The organism is Rhodococcus sp. NPDC057135, assembly GCF_042670865.1.
Lineage (GTDB): Bacteria > Actinomycetota > Actinomycetes > Mycobacteriales > Mycobacteriaceae > Rhodococcus_F.
The window spans coordinates 511,298-526,610 of sequence record NZ_JBHUUU010000004.1 but is presented as its reverse complement, the minus strand read 5'-3'; the positions used below and the strand labels follow the sequence as shown (position 1 = coordinate 526,610).

17 protein-coding genes are annotated in these 15,313 nt (G+C 63.5%); 8 read left to right on the top strand and 9 right to left on the bottom strand.

The genetic code is table 11. The annotated features are described in order from the left end of the window. Positions 1 to 42 precede the first annotated feature (42 nt). The gene (locus ACFT1A_RS10685) at positions 43 to 246 is read right to left on the bottom strand and encodes a cold-shock protein (protein WP_003939930.1); all 204 of its coding nucleotides are present in this window, start codon (positions 244 to 246) and stop codon (positions 43 to 45) included. Positions 247 to 610: 364 nt separating this feature from the next. Here ACFT1A_RS10685 and ACFT1A_RS10680 point away from each other — a divergent pair, with 364 nt between their 5' ends. Further along, positions 611 to 1,618: an ABC transporter substrate-binding protein gene (locus ACFT1A_RS10680; protein WP_378446950.1), complete on the top strand. Its 1,008-nt coding sequence runs from the start codon at positions 611 to 613 to the stop codon at positions 1,616 to 1,618. A 46-nt stretch (positions 1,619 to 1,664) separates the two neighbouring features. Continuing rightward, the gene (locus ACFT1A_RS10675; RefSeq protein WP_378446949.1) at positions 1,665 to 2,384 is read left to right on the top strand and encodes a dienelactone hydrolase family protein; all 720 of its coding nucleotides are present in this window, start codon (positions 1,665 to 1,667) and stop codon (positions 2,382 to 2,384) included. Here ACFT1A_RS10675 and ACFT1A_RS10670 read toward each other — a convergent pair whose 3' ends face one another. Then, on the bottom strand, positions 2,385 to 3,110 hold the full coding sequence (locus tag ACFT1A_RS10670) for an SDR family NAD(P)-dependent oxidoreductase (RefSeq protein ID WP_378446948.1): 726 nt from the start codon (positions 3,108 to 3,110) through the stop codon (positions 2,385 to 2,387). A 72-nt stretch (positions 3,111 to 3,182) separates the two neighbouring features. On the opposite strand from ACFT1A_RS10670, the gene ACFT1A_RS10665 reads away from it, so the two are divergent. Then, entirely contained in the window at positions 3,183 to 3,722 is a 540-nt protein-coding gene (locus ACFT1A_RS10665) for a MarR family winged helix-turn-helix transcriptional regulator (RefSeq protein WP_378446947.1), read from the top strand. Here ACFT1A_RS10665 and ACFT1A_RS10660 read toward each other — a convergent pair whose 3' ends face one another. Genes ACFT1A_RS10660 through pcaH form a run of 6 tightly spaced genes read right to left on the bottom strand, consistent with a single transcriptional unit; the run spans position 3,723 to position 9,642 of the window. After that, entirely contained in the window at positions 3,723 to 4,934 is a 1,212-nt protein-coding gene (locus tag ACFT1A_RS10660) for an acetyl-CoA C-acetyltransferase (RefSeq protein ID WP_378446946.1), read from the bottom strand. Between the two features lie 24 nt (positions 4,935 to 4,958). Beyond that, positions 4,959 to 5,783 (bottom strand): IclR family transcriptional regulator, encoded by an 825-nt coding sequence (locus tag ACFT1A_RS10655; RefSeq protein WP_378446945.1) that lies wholly within the window; start codon positions 5,781 to 5,783, stop codon positions 4,959 to 4,961. Next, positions 5,780 to 6,961, bottom strand: a complete 1,182-nt coding sequence (pcaD, locus tag ACFT1A_RS10650) for a 3-oxoadipate enol-lactonase (RefSeq protein ID WP_378446944.1) — start codon at positions 6,959 to 6,961, stop codon at positions 5,780 to 5,782. The genes ACFT1A_RS10655 and pcaD overlap by 4 nt, the downstream gene beginning before the upstream one ends. Continuing rightward, on the bottom strand, positions 6,958 to 8,286 hold the full coding sequence (pcaB, locus tag ACFT1A_RS10645) for a 3-carboxy-cis,cis-muconate cycloisomerase (RefSeq protein WP_378446943.1): 1,329 nt from the start codon (positions 8,284 to 8,286) through the stop codon (positions 6,958 to 6,960). Before pcaB ends, pcaD begins: the two co-directional genes overlap by 4 nt. A gap of 11 nt (positions 8,287 to 8,297) precedes the next feature. After that, positions 8,298 to 8,930, bottom strand: coding sequence for a protocatechuate 3,4-dioxygenase subunit alpha (gene pcaG, locus ACFT1A_RS10640; protein ID WP_378446942.1), 633 nt, complete (start codon positions 8,928 to 8,930; stop codon positions 8,298 to 8,300). Beyond that, positions 8,923 to 9,642, bottom strand: a complete 720-nt coding sequence (pcaH, locus tag ACFT1A_RS10635; RefSeq protein ID WP_007730015.1) for a protocatechuate 3,4-dioxygenase subunit beta — start codon at positions 9,640 to 9,642, stop codon at positions 8,923 to 8,925. The genes pcaG and pcaH overlap by 8 nt, the downstream gene beginning before the upstream one ends. A 171-nt stretch (positions 9,643 to 9,813) precedes the next feature. Here pcaH and ACFT1A_RS10630 point away from each other — a divergent pair, with 171 nt between their 5' ends. Further along, entirely contained in the window at positions 9,814 to 10,560 is a 747-nt protein-coding gene (locus ACFT1A_RS10630) for a CoA transferase subunit A (RefSeq protein ID WP_378446977.1), read from the top strand. Continuing rightward, positions 10,557 to 11,204 carry a CoA transferase subunit B gene (locus tag ACFT1A_RS10625; RefSeq protein WP_378446941.1) on the top strand — a complete coding sequence of 216 codons (648 nt, stop codon included), beginning with the start codon at positions 10,557 to 10,559 and terminating at the stop codon, positions 11,202 to 11,204. Before ACFT1A_RS10630 ends, ACFT1A_RS10625 begins: the two co-directional genes overlap by 4 nt. Positions 11,205 to 11,267: 63 nt before the next feature. On the opposite strand, the gene ACFT1A_RS10620 is transcribed toward ACFT1A_RS10625, so the two are convergent. Continuing rightward, a complete protein-coding gene (locus ACFT1A_RS10620) occupies positions 11,268 to 12,146 on the bottom strand; it encodes a GyrI-like domain-containing protein (protein WP_378446940.1) in 879 nt (292 codons plus the stop codon). 154 nt (positions 12,147 to 12,300) lie between these two features. On the opposite strand from ACFT1A_RS10620, the gene ACFT1A_RS10615 reads away from it, so the two are divergent. The 3 genes from ACFT1A_RS10615 to ACFT1A_RS10605 all read left to right on the top strand — a co-directional run bounded on the left by ACFT1A_RS10615 (position 12,301) and on the right by ACFT1A_RS10605 (position 15,296). Then, a complete protein-coding gene (locus tag ACFT1A_RS10615; RefSeq protein ID WP_378446939.1) occupies positions 12,301 to 12,873 on the top strand; it encodes a peroxidase-related enzyme in 573 nt (190 codons plus the stop codon). Between the two features lie 133 nt (positions 12,874 to 13,006). Then, complete coding sequence (locus ACFT1A_RS10610; protein ID WP_378446938.1) at positions 13,007 to 14,707, top strand: hypothetical protein; 1,701 nt, start codon at positions 13,007 to 13,009, stop codon at positions 14,705 to 14,707. After that, positions 14,679 to 15,296 carry a sortase domain-bontaining protein gene (locus ACFT1A_RS10605; RefSeq protein WP_378446937.1) on the top strand — a complete coding sequence of 206 codons (618 nt, stop codon included), beginning with the start codon at positions 14,679 to 14,681 and terminating at the stop codon, positions 15,294 to 15,296. The genes ACFT1A_RS10610 and ACFT1A_RS10605 overlap by 29 nt, the downstream gene beginning before the upstream one ends. Positions 15,297 to 15,313 lie beyond the last annotated feature (17 nt).

Below are 15,313 nucleotides of genomic sequence, written 5' to 3'. Positions count from 1 at the left end.
GAGACAGCCCTTGCGGGTGCGGCCCTCTTCTTGTGTCAGTGATTAGACAGCGCGCACATTGGTGGCCTGAGGACCCTTCTGGCCCTGGCCAACCTCGAACTCCACACGCTGGTTCTCGTCGAGCGACTTGTAGCCGTTGCCCGAGATTTCAGAGTAATGAACGAACACGTCCGGTGTTCCGTCGTCGGGAGCGATGAAACCAAAGCCCTTTTCGCCGTTGAACCACTTCACGATGCCCTGTGCCATACCGATACTCCCTACAAACTCGATCCGGGCCCTCACATCGAAGTCCCGATCTCGATATGTCTATCCTCCCATGCCGCGCAAGTCGAACGGTGGGCGACGTGCAGAAGCGAGTTTGTCAGGGGCCGACAAGGAGGAGGGATACCGATCTTCAGCACTTGTCTGATCAATCCGTCGACGGCCTGGACTCGTGGCTCGCATGCCAGCCTGCGGGGCTAGACCAGCGAGAAGCTGCCCAGCTGTGTTCTCGCGCTCGGATCGCTCGAAGTCGACAACGTAGGGACCCCACGGGAGCTGAGGGTGGGCTAACCTCTCATTCGCTGTGCCCTCGGCGCGCGCAGCAGACGCCGAGTAGGAGAGTGCGCACGTGTACGGAACGATTCGCGAATCACCCACGACTGCTGACCTTGTGGATCAGCTCAATCGCCGTGGATTCTTCGGTGTCGGCGCAGCGGCGGCGGCGGCCATGCTTGCGGGTTGTTCGACGTCGTCAGATGCCGCTGACGCCGGCGAGCAACGCCAGGTGATCAACGCGCTCGGGACCACGACGATCTCGGGAAAGCCGGAAAGGATCGTTGTTGCCAGCGACTTCACGGATCTCGAATTCCTGCTCTCGCTCGGCGTTCACCCAGTCGCCTACGGCAATACTGGAGCGTGGGACCGCGGCGCTCTGCCGTGGCAGAGTACCGCTGGGATAGCTGATCTCGAAAGCTTCGACACCACAGGCGAAATCAACCCGGAAATCATCGCGCGCTACTCGCCGGACCTCATCATCGGAATGAAGACCTATCTCGAACCGGCGGCTGAGAAGCTCAGTCAGATCGCGCCTGTCGTGGCGTTGGACTGGACCACGTCGTGGCGTGACGGCGTCGCCACGGTCGGGCAGGCCGCTTTTGTCGACGAGGCCGCTACCGCAGCGATCGCCCGGACCGACGCTCTCATCGCCGATACCGCCGCTTCGCTGAACGGTTTGGGTGGCAAGGCGATCATGATCGGCTCGATGTACGGCGACCAGTTGTACGTGCAAGGTGATGCCAGTGCGCCCGGGGTTCTGCTGCGCGAACTCGGACTCAACTATCGCGGATACAACGCCGAGCAGATGGCTGCGCTGTCGATGGAGCAGGCCGAAGTACTCGCGCCCGCAGACATTCTGCTCAGCCTCGCCTCTGATCCGGAGGCGACTGCGAGGTTGGAGAACTTCGCAGTCTTCCAGAACCTCCCCGCGGTGAAGGCGCGAGCCTACGCGCCTGTCGAACTTCTGCTCTCGAATGCCTTCGTCGACAATTTCGGTCCACTGAGCGCACCCTACGCTTTGCCGCAGCTCGCCGAGGTCTTGACCGGACTCGCGGCAGGCCAGGGGAAACAGCTCGCCTGACCTCGCTTCCGAGCCTGCGGACGCTACCTCGGCCTAGCATCGAGACATGGTGGACATAGATCTGACGGGCCGCGCCGCAGTAGTCGGCGGATCACAACCGCTGCGAGCGATACTCGAAACACCCACTACCCCCGGCCCGTGGCCGGGGGTAGTGATGATTCACGAGGCCTTCGGGCTCGAAGAGGTAATGCAGCGGCAAGCCAAGCGACTGGCCGCAGCTGGGTTCTTGACGCTCGCCGTCGACCTGTACAGCGCGGGTGGGGCGAAGCGGTGCCTCGTGCCCACCATGACGTCGATGCTTCGAGGGCACGGCAAGGCGTTCACCGACATCGAAGTCGCTCGCAGTTGGCTGGTGGAATCCCCGGATTGCACCGGAAAGATCGGTGTCATCGGATTCTGTATGGGTGGTGGCTTCGCGATGGTCAGCGCCGGAGATTTCGACGCCGCCTCGGTCAACTACGGCCAGCTTCCACGCAAACTCGATGAGGCCGTCGTGGATTCGTGCCCGGTCGTCGGGAGCTTCGGAGGCAAGGACTTCTCGCTCCGCGGCGCCGCAACGAAACTGGAGACGGCGCTCAGCAATGCCGGTATCGAGAACGACGTCAAGGAGTACCCCACAGCCGGCCACGCGTTCCTCAACGACGCGGAGGCCGGACCCAAGGTCCTTCGTCCGCTGGAGCGAATCCTCGGAATCGGTCCCGATCCTGTTGCAGCGCAGGATGCCTGGAAACGCATCGACTCGTTCTTCGAGCGTCACCTGGCCTGATCAGCGACTGGTCCTCTCGCCCCCGTTGACTGCCAATACCTGACCGGTGATCTGCCGGGCACCCGGTGAGGCAAGGAAGTGGACGGCCGACGCGATGTCGTCCGGCGTTCCGGCGCGCTTGGTGCTGGTGGATTCGATCAACATCGCGCGACGATCGTCCGTCAGAAAATCTCGGAAGAACTCGGTGTCAGCGATGTAACCGGGGGAGACGATGTTCGCCGTGATGCCTTCGGGGCCCAGTTCGGCGGCCAGATCGATATTCCACGTCGCAACTGCGGCTTTGGCGGCGCCGTACGCACCCGCACCCTTGTCGGCGGCGATCGATCCGATGGTGATGACGGCACCGCCGCTGGGAATTCGATCGCGAACTGCGGCCGTGGTCAACACTGCCGAGATCAGATTGGAGTCCAGATTGGCACGCCACGCCGCGGCCAGGGATTCCAGATCTGACGGTGCTTCGCGGTCGAAGTCCGTGTTGCCACCGGCGCAGTGAACGACGACGTCGATGGTTCCGGGAAGCGAATCCTGCAGTTGTTTCAGGTCTTTCGGGTCGGAGTTGTCACACGTCACGGCGTGAACATCGGCCCCCAACGCCTGTGCGGTCTTTTCGAGTGTTTCTGTGCGTCGGCCGGTGACAAAGACTGTGTCTCCGTCTCGGGCGAACGCTGCCGCTACTGCGCGCCCGATCCCTGTTCCGCCGCCGGTTACCAGAACTGTGCGTGTCATGTCTACCTCCGTGAGCTACGTTTAGACCTATACGAAGAACGTATCATTTAGAGCTAAACGAGGTGTGCAGTGGTGGGCGACTACAACCCGGACGACGCGGTGGACGCGGTTGCGTTGGCCTGGCTTCGCGAAAGGCCGGGCACGCCCGTAGAAGGTATCGGCATCGTGACCAGGCTGTGGATGTGCGCCAAGCTGCTGGGGGAAGATCGCCGACGGGTACTGGCCTCGGCCGGCGCGGATACGGCGACACTGGATCTACTCAGTGTCCTGCGGCGATCCGGCGAGCCGTATCAGTTGACGACTCGCCAGATCACCGAGCAGACCGGAGTCACGGCCGGTGCGATCTCGCAGCGACTCGCGCGCGCGGAGAACGCGGGTCTGGTGGAGAGATCTCCCGCCGCGGAGGGGTCACGAATTGTGCTCGTGACACTCACCGCCGCCGGCCACGAGCTGGTGGAGCAATTGGTGGACCGAGTTCTCGGACGTGAAGCCGAACTGACGTCGATTCTTTCCGAGCAGCAGCAGGCCGAACTCACCGACCTGTTGCGTGTCTTTCTCGACGGTCTACGAGGCGAGCTCGGAGACCCCGGCGTTGCACACGTCGGGGCTTGATCAGGACAGGCGCTCGAAGACCGCAGCCAAGCCCTGCCCGCCGCCGATGCACATCGTCTCGAGGCCGTAACGCGCTTCGCGACGGTCCATCTCGCGCAACAGGGTGGCCAGGATTCGTCCACCCGTGGCACCGACCGGATGCCCGAGGGAGATGCCGGAGCCGTTGGGGTTGATGCGCGGGTCGTCGGGTTCGAGCTTCCAGGTCCGCAGGACTGCAAGTGCCTGTGCCGCAAAGGCTTCGTTGAGTTCGATGACATCCATGTCGGCCAGGGTCAGTCCGAGGCGGCCGAGTGCCTTCTCCGACGCCGACACGGGGCCGATGCCCATGGTGCGCGGGGGAACGCCCGCAACGCTCCAACTCGCCAGGCGTGCGAGCGGTCGCAGTCCGAGCGCACGGGCCTTGTCGACGGTGGTGACGATCGCCAGTGCTGCGCCGTCGTTCTGCCCGCTGGCATTACCTGCGGTGACAGTGGAGTCGGGGTCGATCTTTCCGCGCATGGGTCGAAGGCGCGCAAGCGATTCCATCGAGGTGTCGGCGCGCGGATGCTCGTCGGTGTCGACGAGGAGGGCCTCACCCTTGCGCTGCGGAACGGATACCGGAACGATTTCCTCGGCGAAGACGCCGTTCTTCTGTGCTGCGACGGCACGCTGATGGGACTGCACCGCGAGTGCGTCCTGATCTTCGCGGCTGATGGAGAACTCGGCGCGCAGGTTCTCTGCCGTTTCGATCATTCCGCCGGGGACCGGGAAGTCGCGTCCACCGGCTGTGATGCGGGCGCGGGCCAGACGATCGTTGAGTGCAACACCCTCACCCTTGACGCCCCAACGCATTCCGGTCGCGTAGAACTCGGCCTGGCTCATCGATTCGGCACCGCCGGCGAGGACCAGATCACTGCCACCGGACTGAACCTGCATGACAGCCTGGATGATTGCCTGCAACCCCGACCCGCACCGGCGATCGACCTGCATGCCGGGAACGTCCACACCTAGACCGGCGTTCAGCGCCGCGATGCGTCCGATCGCCGGAGCCTCACCGTTCGGTGAAGCCTGGCCGAGGATGACATCGTCGATCTCCGCGCCGGAAATGCCGGTACGCGTGACGAGTTCGGTGATCAGCGTCGAGGCGAGATCTTCCGGGGCAACGTCGCGGAATACACCGCCGAAGCGGCCGACAGGGGTGCGGAGCGGTTCACAGATGACAACGTCAGGCATTGGTTCTTCCTTGGGTCTGCCCGGTCAGCGAGTAGCTGCCGAGTGATTGTTGGACGACTGAGTACGTCCGAGATCGACGGAGATGGCGTCTGCGGTGGCGACTGCGGCCGGAACCAGTTCATCGCGAACAGCTTCGGCGCTGTAGCGGGCAGCCTGGGTGGAGATGTTGACGGCCGCGACCACGTCACCGGTTGCGTCCCGGATGGGTGCGGCGAGCGAGCGCAGACCTTCTTCGAGTTCTTGATCGACTATCGCGAATCCGTCGGCGCGAATCTTCTCGAGTTCGGCGCGCAGTCCGTCGGACGTGGAGATGGTCTTGCCGGTCAGGCGGGCGAAGGACACTCGGGCGAGGTATGCGTCCAATGCGTCGTCGGGTAGGCCCGCGAGCAGGACCCTGCCCATGGACGTCGCATAGGCGGGAAAGCGCGTGCCGATGGTGATGGACACCGTCATGATGCGGCTGACCGGAACTCGGGCCACGTAGACGACGTCGTCACCGTCGAGGATCGACACGGACGTGGATTCACGGACCTTGGCGGACAAGGCTTCCAGATGCGGCCCGGCGATCTCGGGGAGAGACAGACTGGACAGGTAGCTGTAGCCGAGTTCGAGGACGCGAGGCGTCAACCAGAACACCGAACCGTCAGTACGTACGTATTCGAGTTCGACGAGTGTGAGCAGGAAGCGGCGAGCGGTCGCACGCGTGAGATCGGTGTGCCTGGCAACCTCGCTGAGGGTGCGACGCGGGTGCTCACCGTCGAAAGCCTTGATGACGGAAAGCCCACGGGCCAGCGACTGCACGTAGTCCGGGGACGGTCCCGGCGCCTGCTCGCTGCTGTTCTCACTCATGTTGTCTCGTTCTCCTCAGGTTCGGCCGAGAGGTCCGCGAGTGCTTGCTTTCCCAGCGCAAAAGCCAAGTTGCTGTTCGGCACACCCGCGTAGACCGCGGTATGGAGAAATACTTCCACGAGTTCGTCGGGATCGATCCCGGCGCGCAGCGCAGCGCGAATGTGCATGTCGAGTTCGTGTTCGTTGCCGACGGCAGTGAGGATCGCGAGGGTGAGGAGCCTGCGGGTGTGGTGATCGAGGCCGGGGCGTGACCAGATGTCACCCCACGCCGTGCGAGTGATGAAGTCCTGGAAAGGGGCCGTGAACTCGGTGGCACCGGCAATGGAACGGTCGACGTGGGCGTCGCCGAGCACCTGGCGTCGTACGGTCATGCCGGCCGACACCGCGGCGCTACGTTGGGCGAGCGCAGATGTGTGCGAGGCAATATGCGTGGCAAGTAGTTTGGTGACGCGCCCGGCCTGTTCGACGTTGGTGAGGTGTGCGCCCGGATCGACCACGTGCAGTACCGCATCGGCGATACCGTCGGCGATCGCGCTCAACGTCGCCGGAGGCGTCGCCGGATCCTGCTCGCCCGCGACGAGGAGCGTCGGAGCGACGATGCGGGCCAGGTCGGCGCGGCCGTCCCACACCGAAAGTGCCTCGCAGCAGGCGGCATAGCCTTCGTCGGGTGTAGCTTCGACCATCGCGACGTGACGGGCGACAAGCTCCGGATCGTTCTCGGCCAATCCCGGCGTGAACCAGCGTCCGACGACGGCGGCCGCGATGGACGCGATACCGTCCGCTCGGACAGCCTGAGCACGATCGATCCATGGCCGAGCCGGGGCGAACTGCGAGGACGTGCACATCAAGGTCAACGTCTCGACGCGAGTGGGGTGGTGTGCGGCGATCCACTGGCTGACGGCGCCGCCGAGGGAGAGCCCTACGAGATGTACGGACTCGAGTTCGAGCGTATCGAGGAGAGCGATGACATCGCCGGCAAGATCGGCAATGGAGTAGGGGCCGGCAGGTACCGGTGACTTGCCATGGCCGCGATGGTCGACGGCGATGACGCGGTAGCGATTCGACAGCGCGTGAATCTGCGGCTGCCACATGGACAGATCGGATCCGAGTGAACCCAGGAGAACTACTGCGGGAGCATCAGGATTGCCGGTCTGTTGAAAGTTGAGCGCGACGCTCATCGAGATCCTCCTGTAGGGCGTTCGGCGAGGGCACGGTCGACCAGATCGGTGGCGTGGCCCAGATAGTGTGCGGGGTCGAGTAGTTCGGCGATCTCCGCTTCGCTCAGGTGCTCGGCGATGGCGGGATCACGATCCAACCTGATTCCGGAAGTGGCTGCCGCTGTGACGATGTCGCGTGCTCGATCGGTGTGCGCGGACAGTGCCTTGGTGACCCGCTCGGCGAGAATCAGGCCACCGGTGATGTCGAGATTGCGTGCCATCGACTCGGTGTGCACTTGCAGGCCGGTGAGGCTGACGGAAAGCTGGTGCGCTGCTCCGCCTGCCAGACGCAGGAGTTCGGTGACGGTTTCCCACTCGGCGTGCCAGGGGCCTGCAGCGCGGGCGAATTCGTGATCCATGTTCGACAGGGCTGTGGCGACCAGTGCGGGAGCACGTCGCGCTGCGGCGCGGGCGGTGATGGCCGCGACGGGATTCTGCTTGTGCGGCATGGCCGATGAGCCGCCCGGAGCGCTTTCGGCGACCTCGGAGAGTTCGGTGGACGCCATGACGGTGATGTCAGTGGCGGGCTTGGAAACAGCGCCGGCGACGATACCGAGCGTGGTCGCGAGTTCTGCGATGGTCACGCGGTCGGTGTGCCAGGGAGTGACCTGCCTGGCCAGGCCGAGTTCGTCGGCCAGTGCATCGGCGATCCTGAGCCCGTCGGGATACAACGCAGCGAGTGTGCCTGCGGCGCCGCCGAACTGAACCGGCAACGTGGACAGCACGATCTCGAGGCGGATCGCGGCGGCGTCGAGTGCCGTGAACCAACTCGAGGCCAGGAGGCCGAAAGTGGTCGGAAGTGCCTGCTGGCCCAGAGTTCTCGCGACCATCGGAGTGGAGCGATGGAGGCGGGCGAGGTGTGCGGCGGAATCGGCGGCGCGTGTCAGGTCGGCAAGAACCACCGCGCCCGCGCGTCGCGTCAACAGCATGAGTGCACAGTCCATGATGTCCTGGCTGGTGGCTCCCGGATGCACCACGGAGGCAGGCACACCTTCCTGTCCCACCCTTTCGCGAAGCATCTTCACCAGCGGGATGACAGGGTTTCCACCGGCTGCCGACGCCCGGCCGAGCGCCACGATGTCCAGACCACCCGGTTGGGAGAGTTCGGCCGCAGCAGCAGCCACCGCGGCGCAATGTTCCCCGTCCGCCAATCCGACGGTGGCCATCGCGCAACTCAGCGCGGCTTCCACGTCGAGCAACGCGGTGACCCACGCCTGGTCGGACAGGTGTTCCGCTACTCGGGTGGCCCCGAACACCGGATCGAACAGTGCGCCGCGAGTGGGCATGTGTACTCCTCTTACAGTTCGAAGAAGGGCGTCTCGACGCCGTTCGCGTCCTCGTCCTGAACATAGACCGTCCAGGAGTACCCACCGTCGACCTTGGTTGCAACCAACTTCGCGCGTTCGGTTTCGCTCAGTGAAGACAGCACCGGATCTGTTGCGTGTGCGTCGGTGTCCTCGGGGAAGTACAAGCGGGTGACCAGGCGGTCGAGCATGCCGCGAGCGAAGACCGACACGTTGACGTGCGGGGCTTCGTCCACATCCGTTTCAGTCGGCTGCGCTCCGGGTTTGACGGTGTGAACCAGTGCGGTGCCTGTGGGATCCGCTGCGCTGCGGGCGAATCCGCGAAAACCCGTCGGAGTGAGGTCCACTGCGCCGCGGGGGTCGTCCGGATGGTTGAAGCGTCCGAGCGTATCGGCCTGCCATGTTTCGATCATCGCATCGGCGACCGGTGTGCGGGCGCCGTCGATCACCGTGATGGCCAGCGTGATTCGTCCGGAAGCGTCGGCCGGGGCGGCGTCGGGGCCGTCCGTCCAGGGGAGACCGATGTGCCAGTACGGTCCGACGGTCTGAGAGGGCGTGACCCCGAAGGGGGCGGTGGTGAAGTCGCCGGGGACGACGGGGTACGTAGGTGGTTGCCTGTCAGTCATCGTGGTCTTCCTCGTTCTCGAATACGGAGGCATTACGGCCGCGCAGGACGATGTCGAAGCGGAACCCGAGAGCCCAGTTGGGGACTGTGGCGTCGTAGTCGAAGACGCTGACCATGCGGTGACGTGCTGCTTCGGGTACCGCGTTGTAGATCGGGTCCTGGAAGAACATCGGATCATCGGGGAAGTACATCTGCGTCACGAGGCGCTGCGTGAATGCCGTGCCGAACAGCGAGAAATGGATGTGGGCCGGTCGCCAGGCGTTGTCGTGGTTCATCCACGGGTAGGCGCCGGGCTTGATCGTGGTGAAGCTGTAGTGGCCGTTCGCGTCGGTCACGCAGCGACCGAGCCCGTTGAAGAACGGGTCCAGTGGCGCGGGCCAGTTGTCGCCGGTGTGGCGGTAGCGTCCACCGGCGTTGGCCTGCCACACCTCGAGCAGTGTGTGGGGGACCGGCTTTCCGTCGCCGTCGAGTACGCGCCCGTGAACGACGATGCGCTGTCCCTGTGCTTCGCCGCCGTTGGCGATGGTCAGGTCGTTTTCGCCGGCTCCGACGCGATCTTCGCCGAATACCGGCCCGGTGAGCTCCGTGAGGCGCTGGGGGAGCAGCTTCAGCGGTTGCTTCGGGTGGCGAAGGGAAGTGGTCTTGTAGTCCGCGAAATCGGCCGGGGCGTTGACGCCAGTCGGCCGCTGGTACCTCGGCGGTAGATGCAGCATAGGGAACCTCGTCGTTCGGTTACGTGAAGGTGTTCGCAATGTGTACATGTGTTGCGCTCTGCGAACAGAATAGTTCGTGAATGTGACCCAGGCAATGCCGGGGGTGAAAAATGTTCGTGATGCGCACGGGGGTTCACAATACGTACGCGCCGCGCTACTGTGATCGACATGATGGACAAAGTCATTCCCACTGCTGCCGAGGCCGTCGCCGACGTGCCGGACGGCGTCACGATCGCTGTCGGAGGTTTCGGACTCGTCGGAGTGCCGGAAATCCTCATCGATGCGCTCCTCGAGCAGGGCGCGACATCACTCGAAACGGTGAGCAACAACTGCGGCACCGACGGGTTCGGGCTCGGAGTGCTTCTGGAGAAGGGGCGTATCCGTCGTACTGTCAGCTCGTACGTCGGCTCCAACAAGGAGTTCGCGCGTCAGTACCTTTCCGGTGAGCTGGAAGTCGAACTCACGCCGCAGGGCACGCTCGCCGAGCGCATGCGCGCCGGGGGAGCCGGCATCCCCGCGTTCTTCACCCCGGCCGGCGTCGGCACCCAGGTCGCCGACGGTGGCCTGCCACTGTGCTACGACGGCGACGGCGGCATCGCAGTTGCCAGTCCGCCCAAGGAAACTCGCGACTTCGACGGCGTCACCTATGTGATGGAGCGCGGCATCGTCGCCGACTACGCACTGGTTCACGCCTGGAAGGGTGACCGGCACGGCAACCTCGTCTATCGCGCGAGTACACAGAACTTCAATCCGGCTGCAGCAACGTCGGGTCGCATCACCATCGCGCAGGTCGAGCACCTCGTCGAGCCCGGCGAACTCGACCCCGCCGAGATCCACACGCCCGGCATTCACGTTCAGCGCGTTGTCCACGTCGGCCCGGTGACGGTCGGCATCGAGAATCGGACGGTACGAGCATGACTTCTGTACTACCCACCAAGCTCACCCGTGAAGAGATGGCGGCCCGCGTCGCGCGCGAACTCGAGGACGGGCAGTACGTGAACCTCGGCATCGGCATGCCGACGCTGGTTCCGAACTACCTCCCGACCGACATCACCGTCGTATTGCACTCGGAGAACGGCGTTCTGGGCGTGGGGCCGTACCCCACCGAGGACGAACTCGATCCCGAGCTGATCAATGCGGGCAAGGAGACCATCACCGTTCTTCCCGGTGCGTCGTTCTTCGATTCCTCCGCTTCGTTCGGCATGATCCGTGGCGGTCAGGTCGACGTTGCCGTTCTCGGTGCCATGCAGGTCAGTGCCACCGGCGATCTCGCGAACTGGATGATCCCCGGCCACATGGTCAAAGGCATGGGCGGCGCGATGGATCTGGTCCACGGCGCAAAGCGCGTCATCGTGATGATGGAGCACGTGTCGAAGAAGGGCGAGCACAAGATCGTCGAGGAGTGCTCACTTCCGTTGACCGGTAAGGGCTGCGTCCAGCGAATCATCACTGACATGGCCGTGATCGACGTGACTGACGACGGTCTCCGCCTGGTGGAGACGGCGCCGGGCATCGGCGTCGACGACGTGGTTGCTGCCACCGGCGCGAAACTGATTATCTGACAATTCGTTTCATTGAAGTACTCAGCCGCCGGGTCGTGACTTTCAACCGACCCGGCGGCTGCATTACGCCCCGACTTCGTTCAGTTCGCTCTCCACCGGAATCCAAAGTTCGAATCGTGCGACGGTGAAATCGTCGTTGTACTCGGTACGCATTATCTCGGGACCAGGCACGGAGTGAAAAGGGTTGGCCGGGAACCATTCCGTGTAGATGTCTCGCCACAGATACTGCACAGACTCGATTGCCGATCCGTCGGCGGTGAACACGGCCCACGTGTGTGCGTCGACCGAAAGCGCAGCGAAACCCGTGGGTGAAGGTTTGCCGGTGACCACTCCCAGGTAGTAATCCAGTTCTGTGCCTTCGGTTCTGGGATGCGCCAAATTGTCGACAACACTGACGATTCCCTCCGGTTCTTGATCGGACAGCTCGCGCAGCCCTCGCAGCGCGACCTTGTCCACGGTGCGGGTGAAATCTTCGATGGCAGAATTGGGGCCTTCGTGAACCAGCGGTACCCGGGTTTTGAATCCGACTACCGTCAAGGCAGGTTTGTCCACAAGCATGTAGTCCATCGGTGTGGCTCCTTCCAACGTCACGTGAATGACAAGCTTCGGTTGTGATTTGAGAACGGCGGGAGCGCGTTTGACTGCGCCGGGACTCACGCCGTGAAATGTGGTGAACGCTCGTGTGAAGGCTTCCGCGGACGAGTACCCGTACTTCACGGCTGTCTCCAACACTCCTGACCTGCTGACCGACAACTCCGCACCGGCCAGGGTGAGTCGACGACGACGGATGTACTCCGACACAGGAATGCCAGCGAGGGCCGAGAACATCCTTCGGAAGTGATACTCCGAGGTGGTTGCCAGCCTTGCCATCTCGGCTGTGTCGATCTCGCCGCTCAGATTGCCTTCGATGTATTCGAGCGCGCGGTTCAGTCCGTCGATCATCGTGTCTTCCTGTTCACGGGTTTCACGCTACGCAGATCGCCTCGGTCGTACCCGACTATCCGTGCCCGAAAAAGTAGGGCAGGAAATGCATCTGGACAACTCAGTTAATCATCATTATCTTGAATCGAACATCGTTGGTTGACCAGGAGGCACAGTGAGCACCCGTTTTCCGCAGGCTGAATTGACCGAGGTGCCCGAGGACATCGCCACCAAGATTCTCGAGATCCAGGAGAAGTCGGGGTTCGTGCCCAACGTCTTCCTGATGTTCGCTCGTCGCCCAGCCGAATTCCGGGCGTTCTTCGCGTACCACGACGCGATCATGCTCAGGGAAGATTCCGCGCTCACCAAGGGTGATCGAGAAATGATCGTCACCACGATCTCCGCGGCCAACAAATGTACGTACTGCGTTGTCGCGCACGGCGCGATTCTGCGAATTTACGAGAAGAAGCCGCTCGTTGCCGATCAGGTTGCGGTCAACTATCGCACCGCGGAGATCTCCGATCGTCAGCGCGCGATGCTCGACTTCGCCACCAAGGTGAACTCCGCCTCTCATGAAATCGCCGACGCCGATTTCGACGCTCTCCGTGAACACGGCTTCGGTGACGAGGATGCGTGGGACATTGCGGCGATCACTGCCTTTTTCGGCCTCAGTAACCGAATGGCGAGTTTTTCCGGCATGCTGCCCAATCCGGAGTTCTACCTGATGGGGCGGGTTCCAAGGTCCTGATTTCCGCTCGCCGAACACTAGCTCGCAACTTTTCGGACCGACCGGTCGTAACGTCTGGAACTCAGCCGACGAAGTAAAGGCTGTCCACGCCGGAATTGCCGTCTTCATAAAGAAGGCCGAAAGGTTGAGCGCTATGTCGGAGAAGTCCATCGCCCATTCTCGGAGGGTCCGCTCTGCGGCCGCCGGTGCCGTACTCGCTCTCGGATTGGCGGTGGGCGGCACGGGAATTGCATCGGCAGAACCGGAAACCGTGTGTACGCCGAGCGCAGATCCGCTGGTGACCTGCAGCGAGGAAGAAGTAGTTCCCACCACTGACGCCGACGCCGACGCGGCGACAAGCACCGAGACCGCGCCCGAGAAGGCCGAAGCCGGCGCTGCAGAAGCAGGTACTGCCGGAACCGCGGGGACGGACGCCGCAGCACTGGCGGAAGCCGAAGCAAAAGCCAAAGCCGCAGCCGACGCTGCAGCGAAGGCCGCCGAAGCAGCCGCAACAGCAGGGGTCGACTCGTCCGCAGCGACAGACACTTCGGTGAAGGCGACCGAGGCAATGACTCAGGCGAGCGTCGAGGCAACCAAGGCGGCGGTCGAGTCGACCCAGGCCAAGGCTGAGGCCGGAGCAGCAGAACAGTCTGCCAAGCAAGCCGAAGAGGCGGCCAAGGTTGCGGAGTCCGCTGCGGCCGACGCCAAAGAGGTAGCAAAAACAGCGCAGGCAGAAGCAGACGCTGCCGCAGCCAAGGCTGCCGAACTCGAGGAAGCTGCGAAGGCCGCCGGTTCGGGGACCAAGACCGAAGAGGCAGCAAAGGCGCGCGCCGAGGCCAACGCTCTGCAGGCCAAAGCAGATGAGGCGAAGGCTGCCGCAGATGCAAACGCCAAACTGGTAGCGGACAAGAACAAGGAAGCACAGGAAGCTCTCAAGAACTGGGACATCGCGAAGGCGATCTCCGCAAAGGCTCAGGCGCTGGCCGCCGCTTGGAATGCCAAGCAGCTCGCGATCACCGTCAAGGAAACTCAGAAGGTGGCCACCGCCGCCGAAACCACCGCCAAGGCAGCCGAGTCCGCGGCTGCAACCGAGGTAGAAGCTGCCACCGCCGCCCGTAAGGCCGCAGACGAAGCTGCTGTTACCGCAGCTTCTGCGCAGAAGGACGCCGACGCTGCACAGAAGGCCGCAGAGACGGCCCAGGCTGAGGCCGATGCTGCAGGGGAGGCGGCCACCGACAAGCGAGCAATCGCCGCCGAAAAGGCTGCCGAAGCTGCCAAGAAGGCTGAAGCTGCCGAAGCCGCGAGCAAGAAGGCACAGGATCTCTACCTGGCGGCCGAAGACGCGAAGGCCGCAGCCGACGTCGCAGCTGCAAAGGCCAAGGAAGCTCAGGCCGCAGCTGCAGCCGCAAAGGCCGAAGCGGATGCAGCGCAGAAGATCGTCGACGAGCTCAAGGCAAAGGGCGAGAAGGAGATCGACAACGGAACAGGCGTCGGCGGTGAAGTGATCATCGGTGAGCACACTGACGACGGTTCCGGAGTCACGAAGGTAGACGAGACCACCGCTGTAGTGAACAAGACCGGCGTGAAGCTGGTCGGCTACTACAACAACAAGGGCGCCTTCGACGTCGTCGACTACTACGTCACCGACGCCGACGGTGATCCGGCACTTGCCGGAAGCCTGCCCCCGGTCGATCTTGCTCTCGGTGACACTGCAAGTAGCACCAGCGGTAGCAGCAGTTCCAATCTGCCTGCTGTGCTGATCGGCGTCGGAGTCGTGGGCGCCGCAGCCGCAGCAGCTACGACGGTGGTTGTTCGTCGCAAGCGTCATGACGGTCCGGGCAGCACGTCTGCGTAGCGCCGGCCTCTCGGCGGTAGCGATCCTCGCACTCCTCGTATCCGGATGTTCGGGCGAGAACTCGGGATCGCTACCTGACCGCTCGCCGGTGCAGTCGCACATCGCGGCTGCACCGGCTTCGGTGAACGTCGACCCGGCCGAACCGGAACGGATTGAATTGAGGTCTGCGTCCGGGGCTACGTACCTGAGCAGTCCGTTGCACGCAGAGAAACTGATGCGCGGCGGCGAGAGTGGACAGCAGCTGAATCCGGTCGACGAGCTGCCGGTGTGGTGGGGCGAGAGCGGACTGCCGGGAACCTCGACCACACAGACCGTTGTTGTCGTCGGGCACAACTACACCACTCGCGAAGCACCGTTCCGAGCGCTACGCGTAGTGGAGCCAGGTGATCGCGTCCTGCTGGAAACACCGAACGGAGTGCTCGAGTACGACGTCGAAACCGTCGGGCCGCTGCACAAAGGTTCGCTGCTGGGTGCACACGAGTTGCGCGAATCCGTTCCGGGACGGCTGATTCTCGCCAATTGTGATGTCGTCGAGGGGGAGTCGACGCCCGACAACTACATCGTCGTCGCCCAGCTGGCAACGCACTGAATTCGCGACAGTGCAAC

Excerpts from the sequence above, each read along its gene's own strand:
- ACFT1A_RS10670 (WP_378446948.1), bottom strand. The coding sequence starts at position 3,110 with ATGACACGCACAGTTCTGGTAACCGGCGGCGGAACAGGGATCGGGCGC.
- pcaH (WP_007730015.1), bottom strand. The coding sequence starts at position 9,642 with ATGCTGCATCTACCGCCGAGGTACCAGCGGCCGACTGGCGTCAACGCC.
- pcaG (WP_378446942.1), bottom strand. The coding sequence starts at position 8,930 with ATGACTGACAGGCAACCACCTACGTACCCCGTCGTCCCCGGCGACTTC.
- ACFT1A_RS10625 (WP_378446941.1), top strand. The coding sequence starts at position 10,557 with ATGACTTCTGTACTACCCACCAAGCTCACCCGTGAAGAGATGGCGGCC.
- ACFT1A_RS10685 (WP_003939930.1), bottom strand. The coding sequence starts at position 246 with ATGGCACAGGGCATCGTGAAGTGGTTCAACGGCGAAAAGGGCTTTGGT.
- ACFT1A_RS10610 (WP_378446938.1), top strand. The coding sequence starts at position 13,007 with ATGTCGGAGAAGTCCATCGCCCATTCTCGGAGGGTCCGCTCTGCGGCC.
- pcaD (WP_378446944.1), bottom strand. The coding sequence starts at position 6,961 with ATGAGCGTCGCGCTCAACTTTCAACAGACCGGCAATCCTGATGCTCCC.
- ACFT1A_RS10655 (WP_378446945.1), bottom strand. The coding sequence starts at position 5,783 with ATGAGTGAGAACAGCAGCGAGCAGGCGCCGGGACCGTCCCCGGACTAC.
- ACFT1A_RS10675 (WP_378446949.1), top strand. The coding sequence starts at position 1,665 with ATGGTGGACATAGATCTGACGGGCCGCGCCGCAGTAGTCGGCGGATCA.
- ACFT1A_RS10630 (WP_378446977.1), top strand. The coding sequence starts at position 9,814 with ATGGACAAAGTCATTCCCACTGCTGCCGAGGCCGTCGCCGACGTGCCG.
- pcaB (WP_378446943.1), bottom strand. The coding sequence starts at position 8,286 with ATGCCCACTCGCGGCGCACTGTTCGATCCGGTGTTCGGGGCCACCCGA.
- ACFT1A_RS10605 (WP_378446937.1), top strand. The coding sequence starts at position 14,679 with ATGACGGTCCGGGCAGCACGTCTGCGTAGCGCCGGCCTCTCGGCGGTA.
- ACFT1A_RS10620 (WP_378446940.1), bottom strand. The coding sequence starts at position 12,146 with ATGATCGACGGACTGAACCGCGCGCTCGAATACATCGAAGGCAATCTG.
- ACFT1A_RS10660 (WP_378446946.1), bottom strand. The coding sequence starts at position 4,934 with ATGCCTGACGTTGTCATCTGTGAACCGCTCCGCACCCCTGTCGGCCGC.